Source organism: Moorena producens 3L (assembly GCF_000211815.1).
Lineage (GTDB): Bacteria > Cyanobacteriota > Cyanobacteriia > Cyanobacteriales > Coleofasciculaceae > Moorena > Moorena producens.
Genome location: NZ_GL890924.1, coordinates 1 through 23,052, shown reverse-complemented (window position 1 = coordinate 23,052; position 23,052 = coordinate 1). Strand labels below are relative to the sequence as shown.

The 23,052-nt window shown below is 44.0% G+C and carries 19 protein-coding genes and 1 pseudogene; 10 read left to right on the top strand and 10 right to left on the bottom strand.

The window, feature by feature from the left end; translation table 11 throughout:
• A pseudogene (locus LYNGBM3L_RS45110) lies at positions 1 to 194 on the top strand (hypothetical protein); the annotation flags it as partial.
• Here LYNGBM3L_RS45110 and LYNGBM3L_RS33985 read toward each other — a convergent pair.
• From LYNGBM3L_RS33985 to LYNGBM3L_RS15230, 6 genes are all read right to left on the bottom strand, one after another.
• Entirely contained in the window at positions 160 to 1,089 is a 930-nt protein-coding gene (locus LYNGBM3L_RS33985; RefSeq protein ID WP_008184914.1) for a DUF928 domain-containing protein, read from the bottom strand. The pseudogene LYNGBM3L_RS45110 and the gene LYNGBM3L_RS33985 overlap by 35 nt on opposite strands.
• A gap of 158 nt (positions 1,090 to 1,247) precedes the next feature.
• Positions 1,248 to 1,457 carry a hypothetical protein gene (locus tag LYNGBM3L_RS15245; protein ID WP_008184911.1) on the bottom strand — a complete coding sequence of 70 codons (210 nt, stop codon included), beginning with the start codon at positions 1,455 to 1,457 and terminating at the stop codon, positions 1,248 to 1,250.
• Between the two features lie 100 nt (positions 1,458 to 1,557).
• Entirely contained in the window at positions 1,558 to 1,686 is a 129-nt protein-coding gene (locus LYNGBM3L_RS48690) for a hypothetical protein (RefSeq protein WP_267872042.1), read from the bottom strand.
• Positions 1,687 to 2,017: 331 nt separating this feature from the next.
• Positions 2,018 to 4,321, bottom strand: coding sequence for a CHASE2 domain-containing protein (locus tag LYNGBM3L_RS15240; RefSeq protein WP_008184910.1), 2,304 nt, complete (start codon positions 4,319 to 4,321; stop codon positions 2,018 to 2,020).
• A 558-nt stretch (positions 4,322 to 4,879) separates the two neighbouring features.
• The gene (locus tag LYNGBM3L_RS33980) at positions 4,880 to 6,445 is read right to left on the bottom strand and encodes a DUF1822 family protein (protein ID WP_008184906.1); all 1,566 of its coding nucleotides are present in this window, start codon (positions 6,443 to 6,445) and stop codon (positions 4,880 to 4,882) included.
• A gap of 66 nt (positions 6,446 to 6,511) precedes the next feature.
• Positions 6,512 to 8,293 carry a hypothetical protein gene (locus tag LYNGBM3L_RS15230; RefSeq protein ID WP_008184904.1) on the bottom strand — a complete coding sequence of 594 codons (1,782 nt, stop codon included), beginning with the start codon at positions 8,291 to 8,293 and terminating at the stop codon, positions 6,512 to 6,514.
• 171 nt (positions 8,294 to 8,464) lie between these two features.
• On the opposite strand from LYNGBM3L_RS15230, the gene LYNGBM3L_RS15225 reads away from it, so the two are divergent.
• The 8 genes from LYNGBM3L_RS15225 to LYNGBM3L_RS48685 all read left to right on the top strand — a co-directional run bounded on the left by LYNGBM3L_RS15225 (position 8,465) and on the right by LYNGBM3L_RS48685 (position 16,876).
• Positions 8,465 to 10,063: a gamma-glutamyltransferase family protein gene (locus LYNGBM3L_RS15225; RefSeq protein WP_044493344.1), complete on the top strand. Its 1,599-nt coding sequence runs from the start codon at positions 8,465 to 8,467 to the stop codon at positions 10,061 to 10,063.
• A 7-nt stretch (positions 10,064 to 10,070) separates the two neighbouring features.
• On the top strand, positions 10,071 to 10,808 hold the full coding sequence (locus LYNGBM3L_RS15220; RefSeq protein ID WP_008184899.1) for a WD40 repeat domain-containing protein: 738 nt from the start codon (positions 10,071 to 10,073) through the stop codon (positions 10,806 to 10,808).
• Positions 10,718 to 11,116 (top strand): WD40 repeat domain-containing protein, encoded by a 399-nt coding sequence (locus LYNGBM3L_RS33975; RefSeq protein WP_071986889.1) that lies wholly within the window; start codon positions 10,718 to 10,720, stop codon positions 11,114 to 11,116. Before LYNGBM3L_RS15220 ends, LYNGBM3L_RS33975 begins: the two co-directional genes overlap by 91 nt.
• Before the next feature lie 1,117 nt (positions 11,117 to 12,233).
• A complete protein-coding gene (locus tag LYNGBM3L_RS15215; protein ID WP_008184895.1) occupies positions 12,234 to 12,650 on the top strand; it encodes a helix-turn-helix domain-containing protein in 417 nt (138 codons plus the stop codon).
• Between the two features lie 337 nt (positions 12,651 to 12,987).
• Positions 12,988 to 14,460, top strand: coding sequence for an aminotransferase class I/II-fold pyridoxal phosphate-dependent enzyme (locus LYNGBM3L_RS15210; RefSeq protein WP_008184893.1), 1,473 nt, complete (start codon positions 12,988 to 12,990; stop codon positions 14,458 to 14,460).
• A 442-nt stretch (positions 14,461 to 14,902) separates the two neighbouring features.
• Complete coding sequence (gene cbiT / locus LYNGBM3L_RS15205) at positions 14,903 to 15,505, top strand: precorrin-6Y C5,15-methyltransferase subunit CbiT (protein WP_008184891.1); 603 nt, start codon at positions 14,903 to 14,905, stop codon at positions 15,503 to 15,505.
• Between the two features lie 91 nt (positions 15,506 to 15,596).
• Positions 15,597 to 16,502, top strand: coding sequence for a phosphatidate cytidylyltransferase (locus tag LYNGBM3L_RS15200; RefSeq protein ID WP_008184889.1), 906 nt, complete (start codon positions 15,597 to 15,599; stop codon positions 16,500 to 16,502).
• A 242-nt stretch (positions 16,503 to 16,744) separates the two neighbouring features.
• Positions 16,745 to 16,876, top strand: coding sequence for a hypothetical protein (locus LYNGBM3L_RS48685; protein WP_267872041.1), 132 nt, complete (start codon positions 16,745 to 16,747; stop codon positions 16,874 to 16,876).
• Positions 16,877 to 16,955: 79 nt separating this feature from the next.
• Here the strand turns inward: LYNGBM3L_RS48685 and LYNGBM3L_RS15195 are convergent, their stop codons facing one another.
• From LYNGBM3L_RS15195 to LYNGBM3L_RS47425, 4 genes are all read right to left on the bottom strand, one after another.
• Positions 16,956 to 17,618: a hypothetical protein gene (locus LYNGBM3L_RS15195; RefSeq protein ID WP_008184887.1), complete on the bottom strand. Its 663-nt coding sequence runs from the start codon at positions 17,616 to 17,618 to the stop codon at positions 16,956 to 16,958.
• Positions 17,619 to 17,922: 304 nt separating this feature from the next.
• Positions 17,923 to 19,557: a CHAT domain-containing protein gene (locus tag LYNGBM3L_RS15190; protein WP_008184885.1), complete on the bottom strand. Its 1,635-nt coding sequence runs from the start codon at positions 19,555 to 19,557 to the stop codon at positions 17,923 to 17,925.
• A 207-nt stretch (positions 19,558 to 19,764) separates the two neighbouring features.
• Positions 19,765 to 22,236: a PP2C family protein-serine/threonine phosphatase gene (locus LYNGBM3L_RS15185; protein ID WP_048815254.1), complete on the bottom strand. Its 2,472-nt coding sequence runs from the start codon at positions 22,234 to 22,236 to the stop codon at positions 19,765 to 19,767.
• 255 nt (positions 22,237 to 22,491) lie between these two features.
• Positions 22,492 to 22,668 (bottom strand): DUF6737 family protein, encoded by a 177-nt coding sequence (locus LYNGBM3L_RS47425; protein ID WP_324293478.1) that lies wholly within the window; start codon positions 22,666 to 22,668, stop codon positions 22,492 to 22,494.
• Positions 22,669 to 22,799: 131 nt separating this feature from the next.
• On the opposite strand from LYNGBM3L_RS47425, the gene LYNGBM3L_RS43615 reads away from it, so the two are divergent.
• Positions 22,800 to 22,952 carry a hypothetical protein gene (locus LYNGBM3L_RS43615; protein WP_154659805.1) on the top strand — a complete coding sequence of 51 codons (153 nt, stop codon included), beginning with the start codon at positions 22,800 to 22,802 and terminating at the stop codon, positions 22,950 to 22,952.
• The last annotated feature ends 100 nt before the right edge of the window (positions 22,953 to 23,052 follow it).

Below are 23,052 nucleotides of genomic sequence, written 5' to 3'. Positions count from 1 at the left end.
TCCCGACTCCCGACTCCCGACTCCCGACTCCCGACTCCCGACTCCCGTTCCCCTCCTGGGAGGGGTTAGGGGTGGGTTCCGACTCCCGACTCCCGTTCCCCTCCTGGGAGGGGTTAGGGGTGGGTTCCGACTCCCGACTCCCGACTCCCGACTCCCGACTCACTTTGCTATACAACAATCAACTAGGGGTTTGACTGCGATCGCACGCAAACCCACGGAACCTAGGAAATCCTCCCAATCCCGTTCTAACCTAGAATCCTCTGGTTTCTGGGACCGTAGTTGAGCTAAGGCTGTCATCGCATCATGCCAAATACCGTGGCTCGCATAAATAGCAATACGGTCCCGTGGCGAAGTAGCAGCGTTTAGCTTACTACTGAGGGTAGAGTCTGCTGTGATTCGTTTGACTAATCCTTCCACCGTGGGATTCCCAGACGGGTTTTGGGGATTAACTAAAACAGAGAACTGCCATCGATATAGCTGGTCAGTTTGTAGGGGTTGGTTCAATCGAACACGGACAATACCAGGAGTTCCAGATAAGGTGATCGATTTTACTAGTACAGCCTGTTGGTTCTGATTGAGCAGTACAAACTCTACCGTTAGTTCACGAGTAGACTGTTCAGGAACATAAAACCAAAAGGTAGGAGACTCAGCTAAGGTCAGTGCTAAGGAAGAGTTGGAATCATTACTACAGTTGCCCGTTGCCTCGACAATCTCGCTACTACCAGGGACTATAGCAATCAGCTGATCCGAACACAGACCACGTGATCCTCCTGATGTTCGTTTCGGTGGTCTGCCCACATCATCAAAGTCTTGATTTTGTGTAGCATTTGGTGTAGTGTAGTCTGGTGGGAGGAAATATAAACGTCCTCCAGCTGTTGTGATCTGATCAGTTCTGCTATCACCCCCAAAGTCTACATCTGGTTGACCTGATGGAGTATCGGATCGGGAGAAACTATTTGTGACAGAGTTGCTGTTTAGGGCAACAGACTGCGAACGCGCTCGTAGAGGGTAAATGGTGAAATTAAGTAGTACCCAGGCAAGGGCCAAGATCAAAGAAGGTTTGTACAACGCTAGCTTGAGTTTATACATACTGAGAGGTTTGACAAACGTTAATTTTTTTAAAGCATTCCATAATCTTTATCAGTCCTTACTCAGGGATTTTATGCAAACGTTTACATTTCTTATCACACCGATCGGATATAGAGCATTTGCCAATCTATTTGGCGTTGCTTAATAATGGAATGATTTTAAGAGTAGGTGCGCGCTTTCCAATGGGCGAGTAAATCGCCCTTGGGTCGCACCTGTGGAATAGGCATCTTGCTTAGGTGCGCTTGACCTTGGCGAATTAAATTCGCCACGGGTCGCACCTGTGGAATGGGCATCTTGCGTGGAACTGGCATCTTGCCAGTTTCAATATATTTTCGGGCGGGCAGGATGCCCACTCTACTCCTATTCATTCAAAGACTGATGCAACGCGATCTATTTAGAAATGCTAGATCTCAACCTGGGTGTCTTTTCGTTGTAAGCATTCAGCTATCAGCATTCAGCGATCAGCTTTCAGGTACAGGTATCATCAGTGATCAGCTTATGGGCTACGTCACAGGCTTCTAGCCTGTGCCACGCTACTGTTCGCCCAGCGTGGGCCAAAAGCCCACGGCTGACGGCTGACCACTGACCGCTGACCACTGAATGGTTACTTTTCGTTTACGCCTTCAGGTTGGTAGCTATGAGAACAATGACGCAGTTAACCTTGATGACTGATTTATCTACCAAAAACAGTATTACATATCAATCCCGACTCATTTCTCTAGTTGAATTAAAATTCACTAAATCTTTAAACAAATAACCTTTTTATCAAAATTATCTAAAAGACTTGGATGATAAATCTAGCCTTTCCATTTGAGATGTAAACATAATCGTGATTAGTAAAGGCAAGAGGCAAGAGGCAACAGGCAATAGCTAATCAAGTATCTAGGGATTTTTGGGAATATAAAAAACTGTCATTATTGTTTACAATTCATTTGAAAATGCTATAAACTACGATGGAACCACTGGTTGCCACTAACCCCAAGGCTGATGGTATAAAGGGTATCCATCCCCCTTGGAGTAAGAGAACATAACAGACTCCAGATAAGAGGCTGATACCAGCAAAAACAGCAACTCCCAAGTAGGATGGGGAATGTAAACGCCAAACTAATAGGCCTCCCACCAAAGACCAACTACCAATCCAAAGCAGTTCCCCCCACTGTGGCAACCACCAGAGCAAGGGTCGTTGATTCAAAACAGCACTAATAATCTGACTAGTCATCTGAGCGTGAACCATAACCCCAGGTATTTTGTCAGGCCATGGCCCTTTAGTATAGGGAGTCAGGTGTACATCCTTTGAATCTTTACCCACCCCAATCAAGACAATCTTATCCTTGACCAAAGTGGGCAGTTGGGAATCGAGTTTACCCTTGAGTAAGTCTTGGAGATTAACTTTTTTGGGATTCTTAGCACGGTAATTAAGGAGCATCTGATATCCCATGGCATGATCTGGCTCTAACTGATACCCACCAGCATTGTGTGGGAATTTCCGAAACATCACACCACCGATTTCTACATCCCCTGCTGAATTTCTCGTCATCGGCGGGATTCCCTCTTGGGCTAGGTAATTCAGAGCGACTTGTAAACTCAGAGAGTAACTGGTATCACAAGTATCCGAAGGGGTCATCGCTAGAAATTGGCGGCGGATAATATCATCTGGGTCACGAGGCAAATCACTAAAGCCGATCTGTTGTGATGCCATACCGGGTGGTGAAGCGATAGCAGTCTGATCAATACTTGGCATTTTGCACACCGCAATGAAACGGGGATTTTGCTTCAATTGAGTAGCTAAGCTGGGTTCAAACTCAAAGTCATGATAAATATCTAAGCCAATCACTCGCGGTTGATCAGGGTTGAGTTTCCGCAACAGTTGTGCCAGAGCCGTATCGGATAATGACCCTTTCCTCGACCAACCCATCTTGTCCTGATACTTAATATCTGGTTCTTCCACCGCAATTACTAAAACCCGCTCATCCCGCTTTTCAGGTGGTCGCAGACCCATGAGATGGTCGAAAGCACGTAATTCTGATCCTTGTAACAGCCCTAGCGATCGTATTGTGATCACTGCAATAGTGGCAATAAAACTTACCAGTAAAACCGTTGAGAGTTTGGGTTTATTCTTGGTATAGAATCCCTTAGTCAAGTCTTTCCAAGTTGGCGGTTTCAGAGCAGGATTCTGAAATATCACTGGTAACCAACTGGCACAGGGATAGTTATCTTCTACCTCCTCCTGCAATCTTTTCCGGGTTTCCCACACTGAATCCGATAAGGATTTTCCCTTTGTGGCAAATGCGTTGAGAAAATACCTCAAAAACTTCTGAGCTACCTCATCTGGCACCTTTTCCCGCATTACCAGGGTTGTCGAGATTGGTAAACTAACCAATTCTGCTGCTAATCCTAACCCATCACAGGAATTAAAGATAGCCAACTTCAACCCATTCTTAATCGCATTGGTTAGACCATACTTTAACTCCTCAATGGTGATGCTTTCATCCTGATTGATGAAAAACCGTCCTTGTAAATTCTTTTTATTCTGGGTAAAACTATGACCAGCAAAAAACAATATCTCCCACTTTTTTTCCCATAATTCCTGGCTTAATTGTTTTTTTTGGGGACTGATTAAGGGGGAAATTTCTGCATCGGGTAATTCCTCCTGGAGTAATGCCAAATCCTTCTGGATATCAATCCCGGTGTCATCTCCTAGAATTGCCAATATTCTGACTTTATTTATATATTTTTTGCTTGGTGGTGAGGGTGGGGGAAATTCTGAAGCACTGAAATTAACCTCAATATCACAATCGGACAAGACATCCCAGAGATGCCAAGGCAGTTGCCAAAGTTTGAGATTATTAGTTTGAATAATAAACCGAATCTGGTCATTGGTCGATAAAGATTTTAACACTTGATCCCGGAAGCGTTGAAACTTTCTATCGGTTGAATTTAGCCAATTATTGATCGCCTCTTGTAAATCCTGAGCTGAGTGGATAATTGAATAGTTGGTTATCTGTTCTGAGGGAGCTGTCAGTTTCCGATGCACTTTGATTCTCCCTTGAGCACGATAGCTTAAGAGCCAACTGTCACACAATTGGTTAATGTGAGGTGCTGGTGGTAACCAACCGTCAATTTCTCTAGCCATTAAATTATTTTCCTTGGCATCAATCCCAATTTTGAGGATGACCCGAAACCCCTGTTCAAAGTCACCATCAACTATTTTTAAAGTAACTAAATTCGTCATTTTTCATCCGGTATTATTGAATTTATTAATATATTTTTTAAATTGGTTGGGAGAGAAAGTCCTGGGTTTTAGGGAGTCGGGAGCGGTGCGACCCGTGGCGAATTTAATTACGGGTCAAGCGCACCGAGGGAGTCGGGAGTCGGGGTAATAAAATTGACTCTACCTGATAAGTATGAGAAACGCTATATAAAAACATTCAACCGAACATAGGTGACAAATTAATCACCCTACCCTACGGGAACGCCAAAGGCGAACAACATTTTTGAATTAAGAATGTAGAATTTATAATTTAGAATTGGGAATTCTGCATTCTGCATTCTGCATTCTGCATTCTGCATTCTACATTCTGCATTCTGCATTCTACATTCTACATTCTGCATTCTACATTCTACATTCTGCATTCTGACAGACAACCTACCCTACACCGAACGCCAAAGGCGAACAACCTCACAACCTCACAATCTCACAACCTCACAACCTTGGCCAAAAGGCCACGCTACGCGAACAACCTCACAACCTTGGCCAAAAGGCCACGCTACGCGAACAACCCAAGATAAGTTACAAGACAAACTCTTTGGAAAAGCTGGCATCTACCAGTACCAATTTTACCATAAACCTATCCCCCCTTTCGCCATGAAACTCTAATTGGATCCAATTATCAGCACTTCTCGACTGAGCCGACAAGAAAATTTCTCCCTGCTGATCAAGTACTAGCAATTGGAGATTATTTTTTAGATATTTCTCATTAGTAGGATACACCCGTAAGTGAACATTAATTCCCCCATCTGCTTCAGGTATGAGAGTAACCATAAATGCTACTTTGCTCCCATTCAGTTGCATTTCTAAATCAATTATCCTAACTCGCCTAATCCCAGCTTGGGGATGATTTGGGTCAAGTTTTCCTAAACTGACAGCGGCTTGGCGGCGTAAGTCATGATCGTGAGTAGTATTGATCATGTCAGCAAGCAATGCGATCGCGTCTAAGCTACCATGAGCAATTTCACCCAATAATTCTATAGCCGGTAAGTTAGTTTGTTTACTGTTATTGGTCTTTAATAGTTTAATAATTGCGGTCACAGCTTCAGGGATATTTTCGTAAAAGGGGGAAGATGCTGAAGAATTACCATTCAAACTATCCTTCAAACGAGTCTGTTGAGACCGGTAAGCTACTCTTAGAGTAGGTTGACAATTACGTGCTCGAACTTCCTCAACAGTTTGCCAACCAGCCTCCAGGAAATTATCCAGCCATGAGAGTAAGTTTATAGATGGCTTACGAGAGTAAACTAGGGAACGTTGTTTATATAATTCTTTGCGCCATTTAGAATTTGATACCAGTGCCTGCCACTTAGCAAAAGGAATATCTAGCCTCGGAGAGTAAGGAGTTTCCTGGCTCAATTGCTTGATTAACGTTGTTGCTTCATCACAGGATAATCTTGCCATTGGCTTTACTGTCAGTTTGGGACTTGGAGTAAGTTCCTCCGTTACCCACATCACATTCAAATCTTCAATTAAATCTACTGCATCCACAGCATAGGTTTCATCGATGATGTCATAGTTACCATGATCACGTAACTGTTGATAAGTGGTGTATCCCCACACCTGTAACCAGCATTCTTCTAAATTCAGTTGCATCGCCACATAATAATGACTAGCCCACTCAGGAATATCAACCCACTCTCGCGGTACTCGCAACGCTGTAAATTTGATTTCTTCACTAGGAATTAATACCAGTCGCGTCTGGTTTAGCTCAACAGCTGTACCATTCACTACGTCCCAGAAACTTGGTAAATCCCCCAACTCTGGCCATACTAATGCTTTGTTTAGTGGTTTGTTTAGTGGTTTGTTTAGTGGTGTATCTAGTGGTTTGTTTAGTGCTTTGTCTAGTGCTGTTTCTAGTAAATTTGTTCCTGTTAAATTTGGTTCTGTTAAATTTGCTTCTGTGTCCAGATAGCTTAAAAACGTATTCAGACAGAGACAATTCAGATAGGCTCGCCAACGAGCAGCTTGGTTAGAATAACCTTGAGCTTGGGTTTGTTGCCATGCTTTTTCTCGTTCTTCTGGGGAGAATTCTATCAACATTTGGTCTGGGTGTAGGCAAGCTACATCCTCTAAACGTAATTTCATTGACTCATCTCCTTTTTGGTTAATCGTTAATTGGTATTTGGTATATTTGGGTTAACGTTTCACGTTTCAGGTTTCACTGTGCCTACATGGCTTTTGACTGTTTTGTGATTGGGATTGCTCTATTAGTGCCTGATTTTGCTGGAGCCACCGCTCAATAAATTTAGCGATCGCTGGCTTAGCTGATCTGAAATTAATCAGTTTTATAGCAAACCTTTCCTCAATCATTACCTCAAATTTTGGTTGAATTAATTCCCTTAAAATCTGGTTGCTGCTAATTAGTTGTTTTTTTTCTAGATTACTAAGCTTTGTCGTGATTATTTTATCGACAATTTCATCATAAATTTTATAAATAATTTGAGCAAATAATTCTTTACTATCAGCACTTAAGTAAGATTTGAGATAGTTATTAATATAGTTAGTTTTAGTGGTTTTATTAAGGTGCTGATTGATGTCTTTAGAGGTAATATTTTTGCTCATAGCATCCCGAAAATAAAAGGTGACGACTGCCTTCAAAATCCGTTTAAAATAACGTTGAAACTGGCGAGCCACTTGATATTGCTTTTTAAACCCGAAAAGCTCGATAAAATCTTGTTGATTGATGCCTAGACCAAGCCAAAGTCTTAGGGATTTCTGAGCTAGCTGATCTAAAGCCGTAAATTCTTTTAAGATAATACTCCTGACTTGAGTCAACTCATCCTTTTCTTCCTCTTGGATTACCACCTCTAAAGGATTAGATCCTATATCAGTAATTTCCCCATACTCATCTAAGGATACTGAATTCCTTTGTTGAGACATCCGCACCGCTTGGATGCAAATGGCTAGCATTTCTTCAATGTGTTCAGTGCTGAGTCTTGAGGGCTGAGTGCTGAGTGCTGAGTGCTGATTGCTGAGTGCTGTTCGCGTAGCATGCGCGTAGGGCATATGCTGAGTGCTGATTGCTGAGTAACGTAGTACTTGTCTTAACCAATCTGAATCACTTCTTCTAAGATTATTCCTATGAAACTCATCACTTTGGAACTCAGAGCTCACCAGTTTATTTAACCGATTTAACTGCTGGTTGTAACGAAGAGCAATTTGGTTAAGCTGTTGCTGGGTTAGGAATTTAATTGGGGAATGATGGCGATGATTTCCCTTGCTGCTGGGAGGATACATCTCATTAAAGTAGTCTTTAAACGATTGCCAAGCCAGACGATAATAGTTAAAATATTGATTAGTGATGCCATAGTCGTTAAGTGCTTGCTCAAGTTCTGTTTTATCCAAATATCGCAACAAGCCATAATCAGAAAACTTGATAGATTTTAACCTGAGTTCCTTGGCGACTTGATTTCTAATAATTCGCTTGAGGGCATTAAAAGCATAGGCATAAATAGAAGACTTAGGATAAAAGTTAAATCCTCTGAGGAGTTTAGCGGGGTTGCTGGCTGCTGCACTAGCAATGATGAAACATTCTTCTACAGGGTAATGTAACGCAAGATTATGAGATTTACTCAACTGATGGGCGATCGCTTGAGCTGCAGACCAACAAACAAACTGTAGATAATTGAATAAGAGCTGATCAGATAACGTTAACAATAACAGATCAGCTCTAATCACCACTATCGGAGGATTAGTCATGGATAAAATCCGGTAAATACCAGATGCTTGTCTCAACTGATATAAGAAGCAAGCAGCCCACTCGGCTTCGCTCCTATCTGGCTCAGACTCGACTAGATGTGCCATGAAATCCTCTAATCTAGAATTAGACTCAAAAACCGGCTCGATCCCCCTATTACCTTGGCGGTCTTTTAAATAAATAGATGTCGAAAACGGTTTGATACCTGAGTTGTTATCTGAGTTGTTAGTAGGCATTGATTCTTTCCCCTAACTTGTAGTAGCGCTTTCGCCTAACTCCTAACTTGAACCGATTCATAGGTCAAACAACTAAGTAGAAGGAAACCTCATTAGTTACTTGGTACTCAAACTTAGGGGTTATGCAGCTTCTCTCTAAAATAACTAGATAATAGTTCACCAGAGAAAATTATGCTCAAGGGTAACTTAAGCAATTATCCCTACCCATCAAGACGAAGGGTAGTCATGGGTAATCGATTTGCCGTAGCCACCAGCCAATCCCTAGCCACCCTAGCTGGTATGGAAATGTTTTGGGCTGGAGGCAATGCTGTAGATGCTGCTATAGCCACAGCGATCGCATTGACAGTGGTTGAACCTACTTCCAATGGTATTGGTTCGGATGCCTTCGCCTTAGTATGGGATGGTAAACTCCATGGCATCAATGGTTCTGGCAAAAGCCCTCAACACCTGACCCTTGAGCATTTTGCTGGTATGAGTCAAATTCCTGCTATCGGCTGGTTATCGGTAACAGTGCCAGGAGCGGTATCAGCATGGCGTAGTTTGTGGCAACGGTGGGGAAAGCTACCCTTTGAGCAATTGTTTGCCCCAGCGATTCGATACGCCGAAGCGGGATTTCCAGTCTCTCCAGTCACAGCAAGAGCTTGGAAACAAGCGGAAGCTCTGTACCTCCCCCTGACTGGACCAGAGTTTGAACCATTTAAACAGGTATTTTTCCCTAACCAGCGCGCACCAGTAGCTGGGGAGGTATGGGGGAGTAAGGATCATGCTAAGACCTTGAAAGCGATCGCAAACAGTGGTGGTGAAAGCTTTTATCAAGGGGAAATTGCTGATGCGATCGCAAACTTTGCCGCTAATACTGGTGGCGTGCTGACCAAAGCTGACCTAGCTAGTCACCAAGCTGAGTGGGTAAACCCCATTTCAACTAACTATCGTGACCTGACCGTATGGGAGATTCCCCCCAACACCCAAGGGATAGCGGCCTTAATGGCATTGAATATAATCGAAGGTTTTGACTTAAGCCACTATCCCCGTGAATCAGCCCAAAGCTACCATCTACAAATCGAAGCCATGAAGCTAGCGTTTGCTGATGTTCACCGCCATATCAGTGACCACCGGTTTATGGAAGTCCCAATCGAAACCCTATTAGACCATGGGTATGCCAGGGAACGCCGGAAGTTAATTGGGGAAAACGCGATCGCTTTAGCAAAACCCGGTTTACCCAAAGGTGGGACAGTTTATCTAGCAGCAGCAGATGGGGAATTAATGGTATCCTTTATCCAATCCAACTTTCAAGGCTTTGGGAGTGGGATTGTTATTCCTGGCACTGGGATTGCCTTGCAAAACCGAGGCTTAGGGTTTACCCTAGAATCCGGTCATCCTAATCAAGTCGCACCAGGTAAGCGGTCGTATCATACCATTATTCCGGGTTTTCTGACTCAAAATGGTCAACCTCTAGGACCCTTTGGAGTTATGGGAGGCCCCATGCAGCCTCAGGGGCATGTACAGGTAGTGGTTAATCTGGCAGATTACGGGATGAATCCTCAAGCTGCTCTAGATGCTCCCAGATGGAGATTTGTAGATGGGTCACAAGTCCTGTTGGAACAGAGTGTACCCCGTCATATTGCTCTGGAGCTAGCTGAGATGGGTCATGACATTCAGGTTAAGGCCGATAGCATAAATTTTGGTAAAGGTCAAGTAATCTTGCGTCAGTCAGGGGTTTTGGTAGCGGCATCTGAACCCCGTGGTGATGGATTAGCGTTAGCAGGGTGAAGGAGTGATGAAAATCCAACAGATGTTTAGAAAAAGATTAATAGCGCTGTTGGCTCTATCTAGCACTACGGTTATCTTAACTATGGCTACAGGGATAGTCTATCCGCTAACCCTAGGACGCTCACATTATCAACAACCATTGCTAGCCCAGTCTTGGCAAGAGGCTCAGCTGACTCAAGTAATTTCAGGTCATCGGTCAGATGTTAATTCTCTCGCCATTAGTCCAGATAGTAAAACCCTAATTAGTAGCAGTAAAGACAAAACCATCAAGTTTTGGAATCTCAGGGATGGTAGGCTACAGAGGACGATCAAAGGGTTTACGAGAACGCCCAGTGCTCTGGTAATCAGTGCAGATGGTAAACGTCTCGCTGCTGCAACAGAAAGACAAATAAATATCTGGAACCTAGAAACTGGAGCACCACCTCGTACCTTGAAAGGACATACGGGTATAGTCAGATCAATAGCAATTAGTCCCGATGGCAAAATCCTAGTAAGTGGCTCTCCTGACAAGACTGTGATGGTGTGGGATGTCCTCACTGGCCAAAGTTTAGGCACCATTACCGAGCATTCCGACTGGGTTACTGCTGTTGCCATTAGTCCCGATGGAAAACATTTGGTTAGTGCCAGTGGCGGGTCAGATCGTTCTATCAAGATTTGGGATTTGTCTTCCCTAGAATTGCGGCAAACCATCTCAAAACAACCCAGATTTATGATATTGCCATTAGTGAAGATAGCAACATCCTAGTTGCTAGTGTTGATAAAACCGTCAAGTTGTGGGATATCAACAGTGGCGAAGAATTAGCTATCCTCGAAAGTCACTCCGCACCAATTCTTACCATTGCCATTAGTTCCGATGGCAAAACTATCGCTAGTGCTGGCAGTGATAAAACTATCAAGGTGTGGGATGTAGAGAGTAGACAATTGCTGCGCACTCTATCTGGACATGATGGCTGGGTTTGGTCAGTTGCCATTAGTCCAGATGGAAACACTCTAGTTAGTGGTGGCGAAGATGGTACTATCAGGATTTGGTCGTTAGTTAGTCAATCCCAATAGTCTTGAACAGGGAATTTAGAATTTAGAATTTAGAATTTAGAATTTAGAATTTAGAATTTAGAATTTAGAATTTAGAATTTAGAATTTAGAATTTAGAATTTAGAATTTAGAATTTATTGCGTAGTGGCGTGGCAAGCCTTAAATGTTGCTTTAGAAAAATGCTACGATGCCGATTTTTAAAAGCTTTTACTCAAAAATCTATTGCACTATTTTAAGCTTGCCACGCCAGTAGGGTGCGTTAGGGGCGGGCTCGCCCTGATGTTCAACACCGAGCGCCAGTATTGGGATAGCCCGCACCGTAACGCACCACCAAGTAGAATTTAGAATTTAGAATCGGGGGAAGAGTAAGCAGCAAGCTTGTCGGGTGGGCAAAAATAGTTTGGTTCCAATGAGTATTAATGATGAGATTACTTTGCCCACCCTACTTTAATTGGTATTTGTCTTACTTGTCGGGTGGGCAAAAACAGTTTGGTTCCAATGAGTATTAATAATTAGATGGCTTTGCCCACCCTACTTTAATTAGTGGGCAAAAACAGTTTGGTTCCAATGAGTATTAATGATGAGATGGCTTTGCCCACCCTACTTTAATTAGTATTTTTTTTTCACTTGAGTCGAACAGACCAAGGTTTGATCACCTACGGAATCAGTCGATTGCGACAGTGCAATAGTTATTATTTCCCAAAGTTGGATTTACCAACTTGATAGGGTCATCAATCTCATTTTTGGAATAGCAGTAATCAGTATCAAGGTAAGATCATCCACTGACCGAATTGATGGTGACAGTGCAATAGTTCTTATGTCTCCAAGTTCGATTTACCAACAAGATAGTGCGAGGGTAAGCATTTTTCCTATATCAGTCATCAGTATCAAGCCTTGAACAACCACTAACTCAATCTATTGCTACAGTACAATAGTTTTTCTGTACTCAAGTTCCATTCATACCTAGCACTTTCTTCCCACCTCCCCACACTTACCCTATTTACAGCACTTACCCTATTTATTTACAGCACTCATAGTATTTTACATTGCTACAGTGCAATAGTTTTTATTAACCCTTGCATTATCAATAAAATTATGCTATTATAAAAAATATCGTAAACGCAATGGTTAAGCCTTCATGATGATTTCCACCGCACAAGCCGCCAATTTACTAGGTGTTTCCGCCAGTCGCGTCCGTTACCTTCTGGGCAAAGGCAGAGTCAAAGGAGCCTATAAAGTGGGTAGAACTTGGGTGATTCCTCTGTTTGATGGCATGCCAGTGGTCACTCCCGGCACTCGCGGACCAAAGCGGAACTGGTCAAAGCGTACAAATTACACTCCTGCGGTGATTCACGTTAACCAGAAAGTGATTCGCCAAAATCTCAAGACCGGAGAGCGCAACCCTGTGATTACCGTAAAACGAGGGTCTAAAAACACTTATGGTCATACCGTGGAAGTCAATGGACCATGTAGAGTAATGTATCGTCCTGATAATCCCTTACATTGTGGCGCAAGGGTGTGGATAGAGACTATCTCTGATTTTAAAGTGATCTGAAACGTCTAAGCTATCAGTTATCCGGACTTCCGGACATGATATAAATTAAAAATTATCGATATCCTGGTTATCGATCAGTAACCAATTGATCCAAGCCAGTATCTAGCAGTGTATGGACGCTTTAGTTGATTTTTCGTTACTAGCAATAAACGGAATTTAAAAAGCTAGTGAGTCAGTAATAGTTGAGATCATTAACTGACCAATTCCTTTATAGTCTGATGAAGGAGATGGCTTTTCACGATTCCCCTAGTCCACTGGTTTTTAATCCCTGGTTGCCTCACAAAGGGGTTTAAAATTGGCGCGATTTTCGATAAGCTAGAGCCATTGGGAAAAATTTGTGAACAATCGACCACCTTCTCAGGAAAAGACACCTTTATTGGACGCTCTGCGGGCATCAGCCCAGAAGCCCCATGCAGCCTTTTATGCACCAGGACACAAACAAGGGAAGGGAATACCTGATCCATTAGCGGATTTGCTAGGAGAATCAGTATTTAGGGCTGATTTGCCAGAATTACCGGAGTTAGATAATCTTTTTGCTCCAGAAGGGGTAATCCAAGAAGCCCAAGACCTAGCAGCAGCAGCCTTTGGTGCAAGCAAAACTTGGTTCCTGGTCAACGGTTCCACCTGTGGGGTGATGGCTGCTATAGTAGCCACCTGCTATACCGGGGAGAAAATCCTATTACCGCGCAATATCCACCAATCCGCGATCGCAGGATTAGTCTTGTGTGGTGCTATCCCGATCTTTATTAACCCCGAGTACGACCCATCAACTGACGTAGTTTATAGCATCACCCCAACTGCAGTTAACCAAGCCCTGACTGAGCATCCGGACACCAAAGCGGTGATGATGGTCTATCCAACGTATCAGGGAATCTGTGGTGACATAAAAGCGATCGCTAAAATAGTTCACCAACATAATATTCCCCTACTAGTGGATGAAGCCCATGGACCTCACTTTGCCTTCCATCCCGATTTACCCATCGATGCCCTATCAGCCGGAGCCGATTTAACCGTACAATCAACTCATAAAGTAATCGGTGCCATGACTCAGGCATCGATGTTGCACATTCAGGGCAATCGCATTGATGCTCAGCGGTTGAGTAAAGCATTACAGCTAGTTCAATCCACCAGCCCCAGTTACTTACTACTTGCTTCCCTAGATGCTGCACGACAACAAATGGCACTCCATGGAGAACGACTCATGAGTCGTACCTTGCAGCTAGCCCAGGATGCCAGAAGTAAAATCAGCAAAATTCCTCGATTATCAGTTTTAGAACCAATAAAACCCCCAAGATTCCAAGCCCTAGACCCAACTCGCTTAACCGTAAGAGTGACCGAATTAGGATTAAGCGGATTTGAAGCCGATGAAATTATTCATCAACAGCTTGGTGTCACAGCGGAGTTACCCACACTTCACCACTTAACCTTTATCATTAGCCTAGGCAATACCCAAACCGATATTCAGCAACTTGTACAAGCTTTCACCAAACTTGCCCAAAATAACGGCAATTCCTCCACCGAGCAACCTGCCTTATGTAACCTACAACCTGCAACCTGCAATCTCCAACCGTTACTCTCCCCCCGTGAAGCCTTCTTTGCTCCCACCCAAACCCTACCGGTAATCGAAACCATAAACCGGATCAGTGCAGAATTAATCTGTCCCTATCCACCAGGAATACCAGCCCTAATGCCAGGAGAACAAATCAAATCAACTACTATTGAATACCTCCAAAAAATCCTAACCTTAGGTGGTCAAATTACCGGTTGTAGCGACCCCAGCCTCCAAACCATAAAAGTTATTATTGACTAATGAGATTGCTGGCTTAATGGGAGTAGGGAGCGGTGCGACCCGTGGCGAATTTAATTACGGGTCAAGCGCACCGAGGGAGTAGGGAGTAGCGATGCAGAGAGGTATTGGGGGTTTACCCCCTTAATAAAGAGGTAATAAAATTGAATGTACCTCATAAGTATGATCAAGGCTATAATCTTCGTAAATAGTTATGGTTATTCCCTACAAAGGGATGCTAAGTTGTTATAAACTTGAGCTCCTATTTAGGATAAAAAATAAATTATCAAACTATCAAAACTAGACACAGTAATCGTTTTAGTCGATTAAACTTAAAAAATTAGCCTAACAGGTACCGAACAGGCATCTTTCTAATACTCTTTGTGTGTTCTCTACCTGAAGTGGTTAGTTTAATAAATCAAAATAACTACAGGAAAAAAAATACCCCGAAACCTAAATACCACAAATGTCATCCCCAATTTGGCCGTACATTACTCCTGGAATCCCAGATCACCTCTTTGAACGCCTACCCGGTATTCCCTTAAGTAAGCGAGAAGTCAGACTGCTGATCATTTCTGCCCTACGACTAGGAAGCCAAGACCGGTTGTGGGACATCGGTGCTGGAACCGGTACCATTCCTGTAGAAATTGGACTACTGTGTCCCAAAAGTGAGATTATTGCCGTAGAACGGGATGAAGAAGTAGCCAACCTGATTCGACACAATTGCGATCGCTTTAATGTCACCAACGTAGAAGTGATCGAAGGTAACGCCCCAGAATGTCTCAAAGATCTACCATTGAAACCCCACCGAGTTTGCCTTGAAGGAGGACGACCAATCAAAACTTTACTCAAAGAAGTCTGGCCCTACCTACAATCTCCAGGGAGGATAGTCGCAACCACCAACAATCTAGAAGGACTCTATTCCATATCAGAAGGCTTAGCAGAGTTACAGGCTCGCAATATCGAAGTGGTTCAGTCAGCCGTCAACCGCCTAGAGACACGGGGGAATTATCAAACATTTGCAGCAGTTAACCCCATTTTTATTCTTAGTGGAGAGAAGTTAGAGTAAGGAATAGACCCATTCAGGGAACAAAATTAACAATAATAAGATAAATAACCTGTTCTTCTGTCAGAACAGGAGTGTCAAAAAAAAACGTCATATGCCCTGGTTACGGATTTTTAGTGGAATAGTTGCGATCGCCCTGGCAATGGGGATGATCCTACTTGGGGGATGGTATTTTACCATCGGCTTCTGTGTCATTGTCTATTTAGGTCAGTTAGAACTTTTTCAACTAGTCAAAGCAAAAGGCATGGTGCCAGCAACCAAAAGCACCATGTTTGTGTCTCAGCTACTACTAATTACAGCTACCATTTCACCAACCCTGGCTGATGCGGTGTTTCCCATTGCTGGAACATTTATTTGTTTTTACTTACTCTTCCAACCCAAGATAGCAACCATTGCGGATATTGGGGCTTCCATATTGGGTTTACTCTATGGTGGTTATCTGCCCGGCTATTGGGTCCGTCTGCGAGTGGGTTTAACTGAAACCTCCTCCCTAGCTAGAGATGCTACAGTCGCTGCTACGAACCTACCCGGGAGTGAATACTGGTCTAATTTTTCGATTAATCTAAGTCACATACCTGCTGGGTTAAGTACAACTCTCCTAGCATTCAGCTGTATTTGGGCAGCAGATATCGGAGCTTACACCTTCGGCAAATTTTTTGGTCGCACTCGCCTTTCTATGATCAGTCCTAAAAAAACTGTGGAAGGCGCTATATTTGGCCTTGTCAGTAGTATTGCTGTAGGAATCGCAGGAGCTTGGTATCTGAATTGGCCGTGCTGGCAGTTGAGTGGCACGATGTTCGGAGTAATGATTGGTGTAGCTAGCCTCTTAGGAGACTTAACTGAGTCCTTAATGAAACGGGATGCTGGTGTAAAGGATTCCGGGCAATTAATTCCTGGTCATGGTGGCATTTTAGACCGAACAGACAGCTATGTGTTCACTGCCCCTTTGGTGTATTATTTTGTCACGCTATTACTACCACTGTTACCCAGCTCCCTGTAGTATTGTGTCAATGTCAGATTTTTTTTTAGTTTATTGATTGCAATAAGCAATATATTGATGTAATTAAAACGTTGCACTACCTTTGAGTAGATTAAAAATTTATAGCGGTTTCCAGCTCAGTAGAATACACGTTAGTCTCTGGTAAATTCCGAGTGCAATCACCGGCTGTATTCCATCGGAATAAAAACCTGAAAACCGCTATAAAAGTGCATTCTGGATTAGGTAGATGGTAGAAACCACACATGAGCAGATGGGAGGTAATGGTGCTACATATCAATGCAACTTGGGATAACTATCATGTCCGGATTATAATTAATGTAGGCAAAGACAGAACCAGAAAACGGTTTTTCGGTTCAAACCCAGCTTGGTGGTAATGACTAATCACTAATTACGCTAATAACTAATTACGATACTAATTAATTACGATGATTAGTGAGATGATTAGTGAGATGATTAGTTACTAGTGTGATTGTTTAGTTCGATCAGAGCCGAATGGGCTACTTCTAGGCTTAGGCGGACTTGTTGGATAGAAGACAAAGAGTGCCACTGTTCAGATTTAACTGAAGGGCTGACATTCATGGAGTCTGAGCTACTGCGCATGGCGTAAGCCCACGGACGAGCTAAAACCAATAGATCGTCTTCTGTCCAGTTTTGTAACAATGGCTTGACACAAAGCACAAGTTGCTCTGCTAAGGACAAGTTCTTGTCAACAACCTCTTGGGCTCTAGAAGCGATCGCTTCTAGCCATTCGGTAGGCATGCAAGAAGCACATCCGTTAGCTAAAGCTGCCTTCAACGAGTCAATGGTGGATTCGATGGTGGATTCGATGGTGGATTCGATGGTGGATTCGAGCGGTAATTCCCAACACTGATTTAGTCGCTCAAAAAAGGCAACAGAAGCCTGAGCAATTTCCTGATGATCTTGGATTTCGTCGAGGGAAAAACCTCCTTCTAGCTCAGCAAAATAAGCTTCTGCTTCTGGATGAGTTGGATCCCAAGGATAAAACTCCTCTTCTGGCTGTAATAGTAATTCTAGTAGTTCTTCTTGGATTTGAACCGAAGTATCCTCAAAATCTGATTGTTGATGTTCTTGATATTGAATAGCTTGGCTGTTCATAATGCCCCTCCTGTTTGGGTTAGTAGATGAAACCTGACATAAAATAGCTACATCAATTTTTGAGGAAGTTCCGCAACAGCTGAAAAAATAATCTGAACTTCTCAGCGCGTGTTTAATTGCCATGGCAACAGCACTTTCCAACTAAACTTATGTGTGATATTAGTTAGCTATTTAGAGAAGACTTTAGGTAGACAGCCACTAGTTGCCATTTGACTCTAACCAGTATCCTTGTGAAACTTCCATTGGTAACAGCATAGTTAACAGCATAAGCTGCACTTTATCCTCGGCAGGAGGATAGTCCGACTCAAGATTCTGGGGAGTCAATAATAAACTCAAAGATCTGACCACGAGGACCACCAAACTTAAGCTGAATACCAGACCTTAGCTTAACTTCCTGATGATGAACAGTTTTCCAACCATTATCGATTAATATTCTCGTCCCATTACGAGAAAAATCCCTCAAGAAGTAAGTTGGATCCGAGCCTTGGTCAGTGAAAGCATCACGGCAGATAATTTCAGCATGTTGCTTACTAACACAAACTTCGGGAATCACCAAATCGTTGTGAGATTGTAGGCGTCCCACTCGCATCAATCCACCTCGAATCGGCCAGACATGATCGGTTTTTCCAATTGAACGCAAAGATGCCGTTGGGGGCGGACTTTCAACCCAGCTTGAGGTGATGGTGGGCAGTTCTGTAATTCCTTCTCCCACCGGTTGGATTAACTCCCCTTCAAACTGAGGATGCATATAAAGGATAGGCAAGGTCCAGGCTGGTTGGTTAAACTTGTAAAGGGTCAACAGGTGCTGTCTCGCTACAGCTACAGCATGGTCTATGGGCATCCGCTCCGCCAAGGCTTGGGCGAATGCTTTAATAAAACTCACGGCTTCTTGGTCAGCAATGGAGTCCCGCATCCCCAAAACTGCTGGAACACCGTGGTGAATGAGCACCTCAGCTAAACTACTACGGGGAATGGTTTGGGAATTCACTTGGTCAGGTTTGGCACTCCAACAGGCATTGAATACAGCTAAGGCAACCTGGGTGCGGACCAGAACCTGAGCCAATTCCGTACCACTAATTTTCGCATCCGAGCGTAAAAATAGCAAACCTCCGTCTGGTGCGCTTTCACCATGACCAGCATAGAATAGGATGTTATAGGCACCGGTTTCCAGTGCTTTAATCAGTTCAGCTGGTGTCGGTTGTATGAGTTTTGAGACGTTGCAGGTAACTGGTGGAACCGATTGGTTCCTAGAAGTTTGAGCGGCTCTACCAGCTTGAAGGGCATTTACCAAGGTAGCCGCTTCTTTTTCGAGATCCAAATTGGTAGTCGAACCATTTAATTTTTGAACCTTCTCTCCTAGAACTAACAAAATATTGAGAGCCTGGTGGGAGCGCAGGGGTTCGAGGGCGTCTACATCACTAGTTGTGCGGCTAAACAGGATTTGCTGAGAAAGGGAAATTGCCTGTTTACCCGCCATGGGTTGCATAATTTCCCAGGGGAGGGGAATGAAATCTGGAGCGCGGACTTCCAAGCGCAGGCGAAGGGGTTTATTTTGTCCCAAGGCAATGCCTTGACTTCGTTCGAGGGCATTGCGAATTGAGCCTTGAAACAGCCACTGCCAGAGGTCAATGCCCAAACCTTGCATCAAACGACCACTGTAGCTAATCTCCGGACCTTTAGCACCGTTTTGATTCTCTGAGGGCAAAGTGGTGGGATACTGGTTGTGATGACCACTAATCGGCACATGGTTTGAAAATGGGGAAAACATTTCCTGCCAAGCCAGCCAGGACTGAGTCATGTATTCAGACCAAGTAGAATCATGATGAACCATTCCCCCTGGGTAAGGAGCTTTCAGCACCCAGATAGCCAAGTTTTCTCTGCCAGCGGCAGATAGACGAGCGATCGCTAAACTGAGGCAAGGATTTTCGATACCAGACATTAAAGGTTCATCATTATAGGGAATATACCGATGTTTTGATCACTCTATCGAGTCTTGGGTGGTATTGGCGCTATCAATAATGAGGCATTGGTCATTAGTAGGACATCATTAGTTTCCAGTTCTTAGTTGAGGAGTTGAGTGGTTAGTCAGAAAGCTTTGGTGAGCATTAACTTAAAAGCGATAAGCTAATCACTACTTTCTGGAGACTTAGGGAGATTGAGTAGGTCTAGGGGAACTAGACGGAGGCGTCTTTTTCTGACATTGACTCGTTTGGGAAGAGGTTGGTGTAAAATTACGATCCATCATAGGTAAAATATCCTTTTCTCTTATCCACCCTTCCTGTCCCTGTGACACCAAGGTAGCAGAGGGTTTAGTCTGCTTAGAGTTTAACGGTACTGAGGATGAGCCAACTTTGGGAGGGCTAGCCATTTGATCCGATGGAATATCCGATGGAATATCAGTTTTGTTGGTTCCAGGTGAGCAAACTCTTAATCTAATCCACCAAGTCTCTTCCTGAGGATACCTTTTTCTGGCAATCACCTGCAAAACACTACCAGCAGTAAATCTCCCAAGGATTGATTGCTTTTCAGGTTTAACCAAAAGTTGTACAGGACCCACTGTTCTAATAATATCTTGGTTTTTAATTAAGGCAGCTGGCTTAGGGTCGGTCCCGGAGTCAGGGGTTTGTTCTGGAGGAGCTTTAGTTACTGGAATCTGTGTAGGGGTTTTAGAACGGGTTATTTGTTGCCCCTTACCGAGACTAAAAACCCCACTCAGGAAGCGATTTATCTGTCCACTCGCCTTTGGACTCAACACTGGACTCAACAGATAAACGACTACCCCCCCTAACACCAACAGCACGAATATGCCCAACAAAAGTCTCCCAGTCTTCTCAGGAAAGGTTGAAGCTGAATAATTAGGATTTTGGTCACCAGAGGCGTCCCCCTCTTCCATGAGGTTAAGTGTGAGCAACGCTGTTTTTTGTTCATCAGTAGAAGCGGGTTGCTGATCACTCTTAACGTTTAACATTAGAGTCTTGTTGGTCTCGAGAGTGGGAAGGGATTCTATCCGTGGCGGTGATAGTTGGATTGGCAAGGAAGGCTGGCTTGGTGTGACTTGACAGTAAATCAACGCCACCGTGACATTGTCGTGCCCGTTTTTGGTATTAGCAAGCTCAATGATTCGTTCTGCTGCTTTCTTCAAATCAATTTGACCGTCGAGAATAGGCAGTATTTCAGTTTCCCAGTACTGCTCGACTCGGTCATTGTCACTAAGACCATCAGAACACAGCAGAAACAAACAATCTTCATCCAACACCAAGCGCTGTACAGTCGGGTGCAGTGTGGTTGATGAACCCATCCCTAAAGCTTGCACTAGCGCACCAGATGTTGGTTGTTGTAGAGCATGTCGGTAAAGGGTATATCCAAGCCGCACTTCTCGAGACGCTAAATCATCATCTAGAGTAACTTGGTGACAACCATGGCGACTCACCCAATAGATTCTGCTATCCCCGACATGGGTAATGTATATTTCATGGGCATGGGTTCTAGCCATGACCAAGGTTGTTCCCATACGCTGCCGATCAAATCGGTTCTCATGATCATTGCGTTGGCTAATGGAGTCATTGGCAGCACAGACAGCTTTTTCCAATTCCAGGGTTAGAGTGGTTGGGTGCCACACCTTCAGTTTAGCTGGCAGTTGTTTGAGCTGTTGTCGGAGAGTGTCAATCGCCAGTTGGGAGGCAATTTCACCACCTGCTTGTCCACCAATGCCATCGCAAACCATTGCCAAAGCTTCCTTACCTCTTGAAGAGCTAATTAGCTTACCACTAGGAGGGTAGCAAGCGTCTTCATTGTGGCTACGACCGGGACCGGTATCGGTACGAGTGAGAGTCTTATAGGTTCTCGATTGCCATGACCGGCATTCAAACAACCCTTTCGCCAGTAATGCTAACAGCTGCTCTGATGTCTGTATCTGTCCTTTTGTAAGCTGGGAACAGAGTTGTTGGCAAAACTCACTAATAACAGGGGAAGCCCCCTCAAGCAGTTGTGACCACAGCTGACCCAGCTGTTTTAAGGTTGGTGCTGGCGTTTGATCAGGCTGCAATTCCAACAACCTTAGCAAGGCTCCTTCCACCCGCACCAGGTCTGATTTCAGTAAGCTAGACGCTACCCCTTCTCGGCTCAAAGGTTGCCACAGTGAAGCCCATTGCTGCAGCCAGTTGAGTTGGCGTACTGGTGAGGCATCTTTCCAGACGCTAGTGAGTTCTGGTGACAGTTGTCCTTGAGTATTAATGTTCCCTGTTGCCTGAATTGGTACTCCTTCGAGTAACCAAATCTCTTTGTTATGCCTTGGCTGAGGTGTTAGCAGACCATACACTTGAGGCAGGTGTAATCCATAGGAAACCAGTCTCAAGTATGGGGTTATGGTTTGAGGAATCTCTAGTGGGGTCTCTGGCGGTACCGCTGGTTGAGTATCTAAAAGAACACGAGAATGAATCAGGAGGTAGCGCTTAGCAATAACTTCTCCCGGTTGAGCGGCTTTTATGCCTGACCCAATAGCCCACAAGTATCGTCTGAGCAGCGGCGTGCGACATTTTTGGCAGAACTTGTTGGTCTGGGGATTGGGAGCCTGACATTGATGGTTTGGGCAGTGGAGCGTTGCCGCCGGATTGTCCATGAAACTCTTTGCTGCTAAAGATAGCCTGATGGAACCGGGTTAACATTAGCACAGCTTTCTTTGAAGGAGTTATGTGCCAACAAAGGAAGTGCCAAAATCAGCCCATTGATTACAGATTGTAGCGCTTGACTTAAGGGCTGGTTAATGATTTACGTCAATAGTGAATGAATTCCCCTGAAACATTCTAGGCAGCAATGATTACCCTATGGTCTATGGGGAAGGTAACCATTAAGTTTTATGTATTAATTTTATGTATTAATCATTGCGCAATATTGACCGGTTCCCCTCACTCATAGCACTAATCTTGATTAGCTCAGGCCAGATCAGCAAAAAGTACGTCCACCAAAGCAGAATTGGCATAGCAACGAGTAGTGTTATCCAGAGGGTTTTGAAAACTACCCAGATACTCAAGATGATGCCCCCTCCGGTCAATAGGATTGACCAGGGTTGGCACCACCAAGGCTTATAACTCCAAGGATTAAATTTTTTTTCTGTAGACAAGATTAGTCTTTTAAGCTACCACGACTTACTTCTTTGCACTAAGCAAGGGATTGATTAAAAGCATGAGAACGTCAATTGACACTCCCCGCCCTGGAAGGACGGGGATTCTTGCTTGGCCTTTGGCCACGCTACGCGAACAACGAGGTGACTTGTTTAACCAGGCCGGAGCCAGGAAAAATAGAGGTCTCCTCGACCCAAGCGTATTTAGTCTATGACCTAGGTTTCGGTGTGCCGGAGACGAAACCTGATCAGAGGGTCGCCTTAATAAAAAAGTTTTAACCAAAGGTGCGCTTTCCGTCGGCGAATTAAATTCGG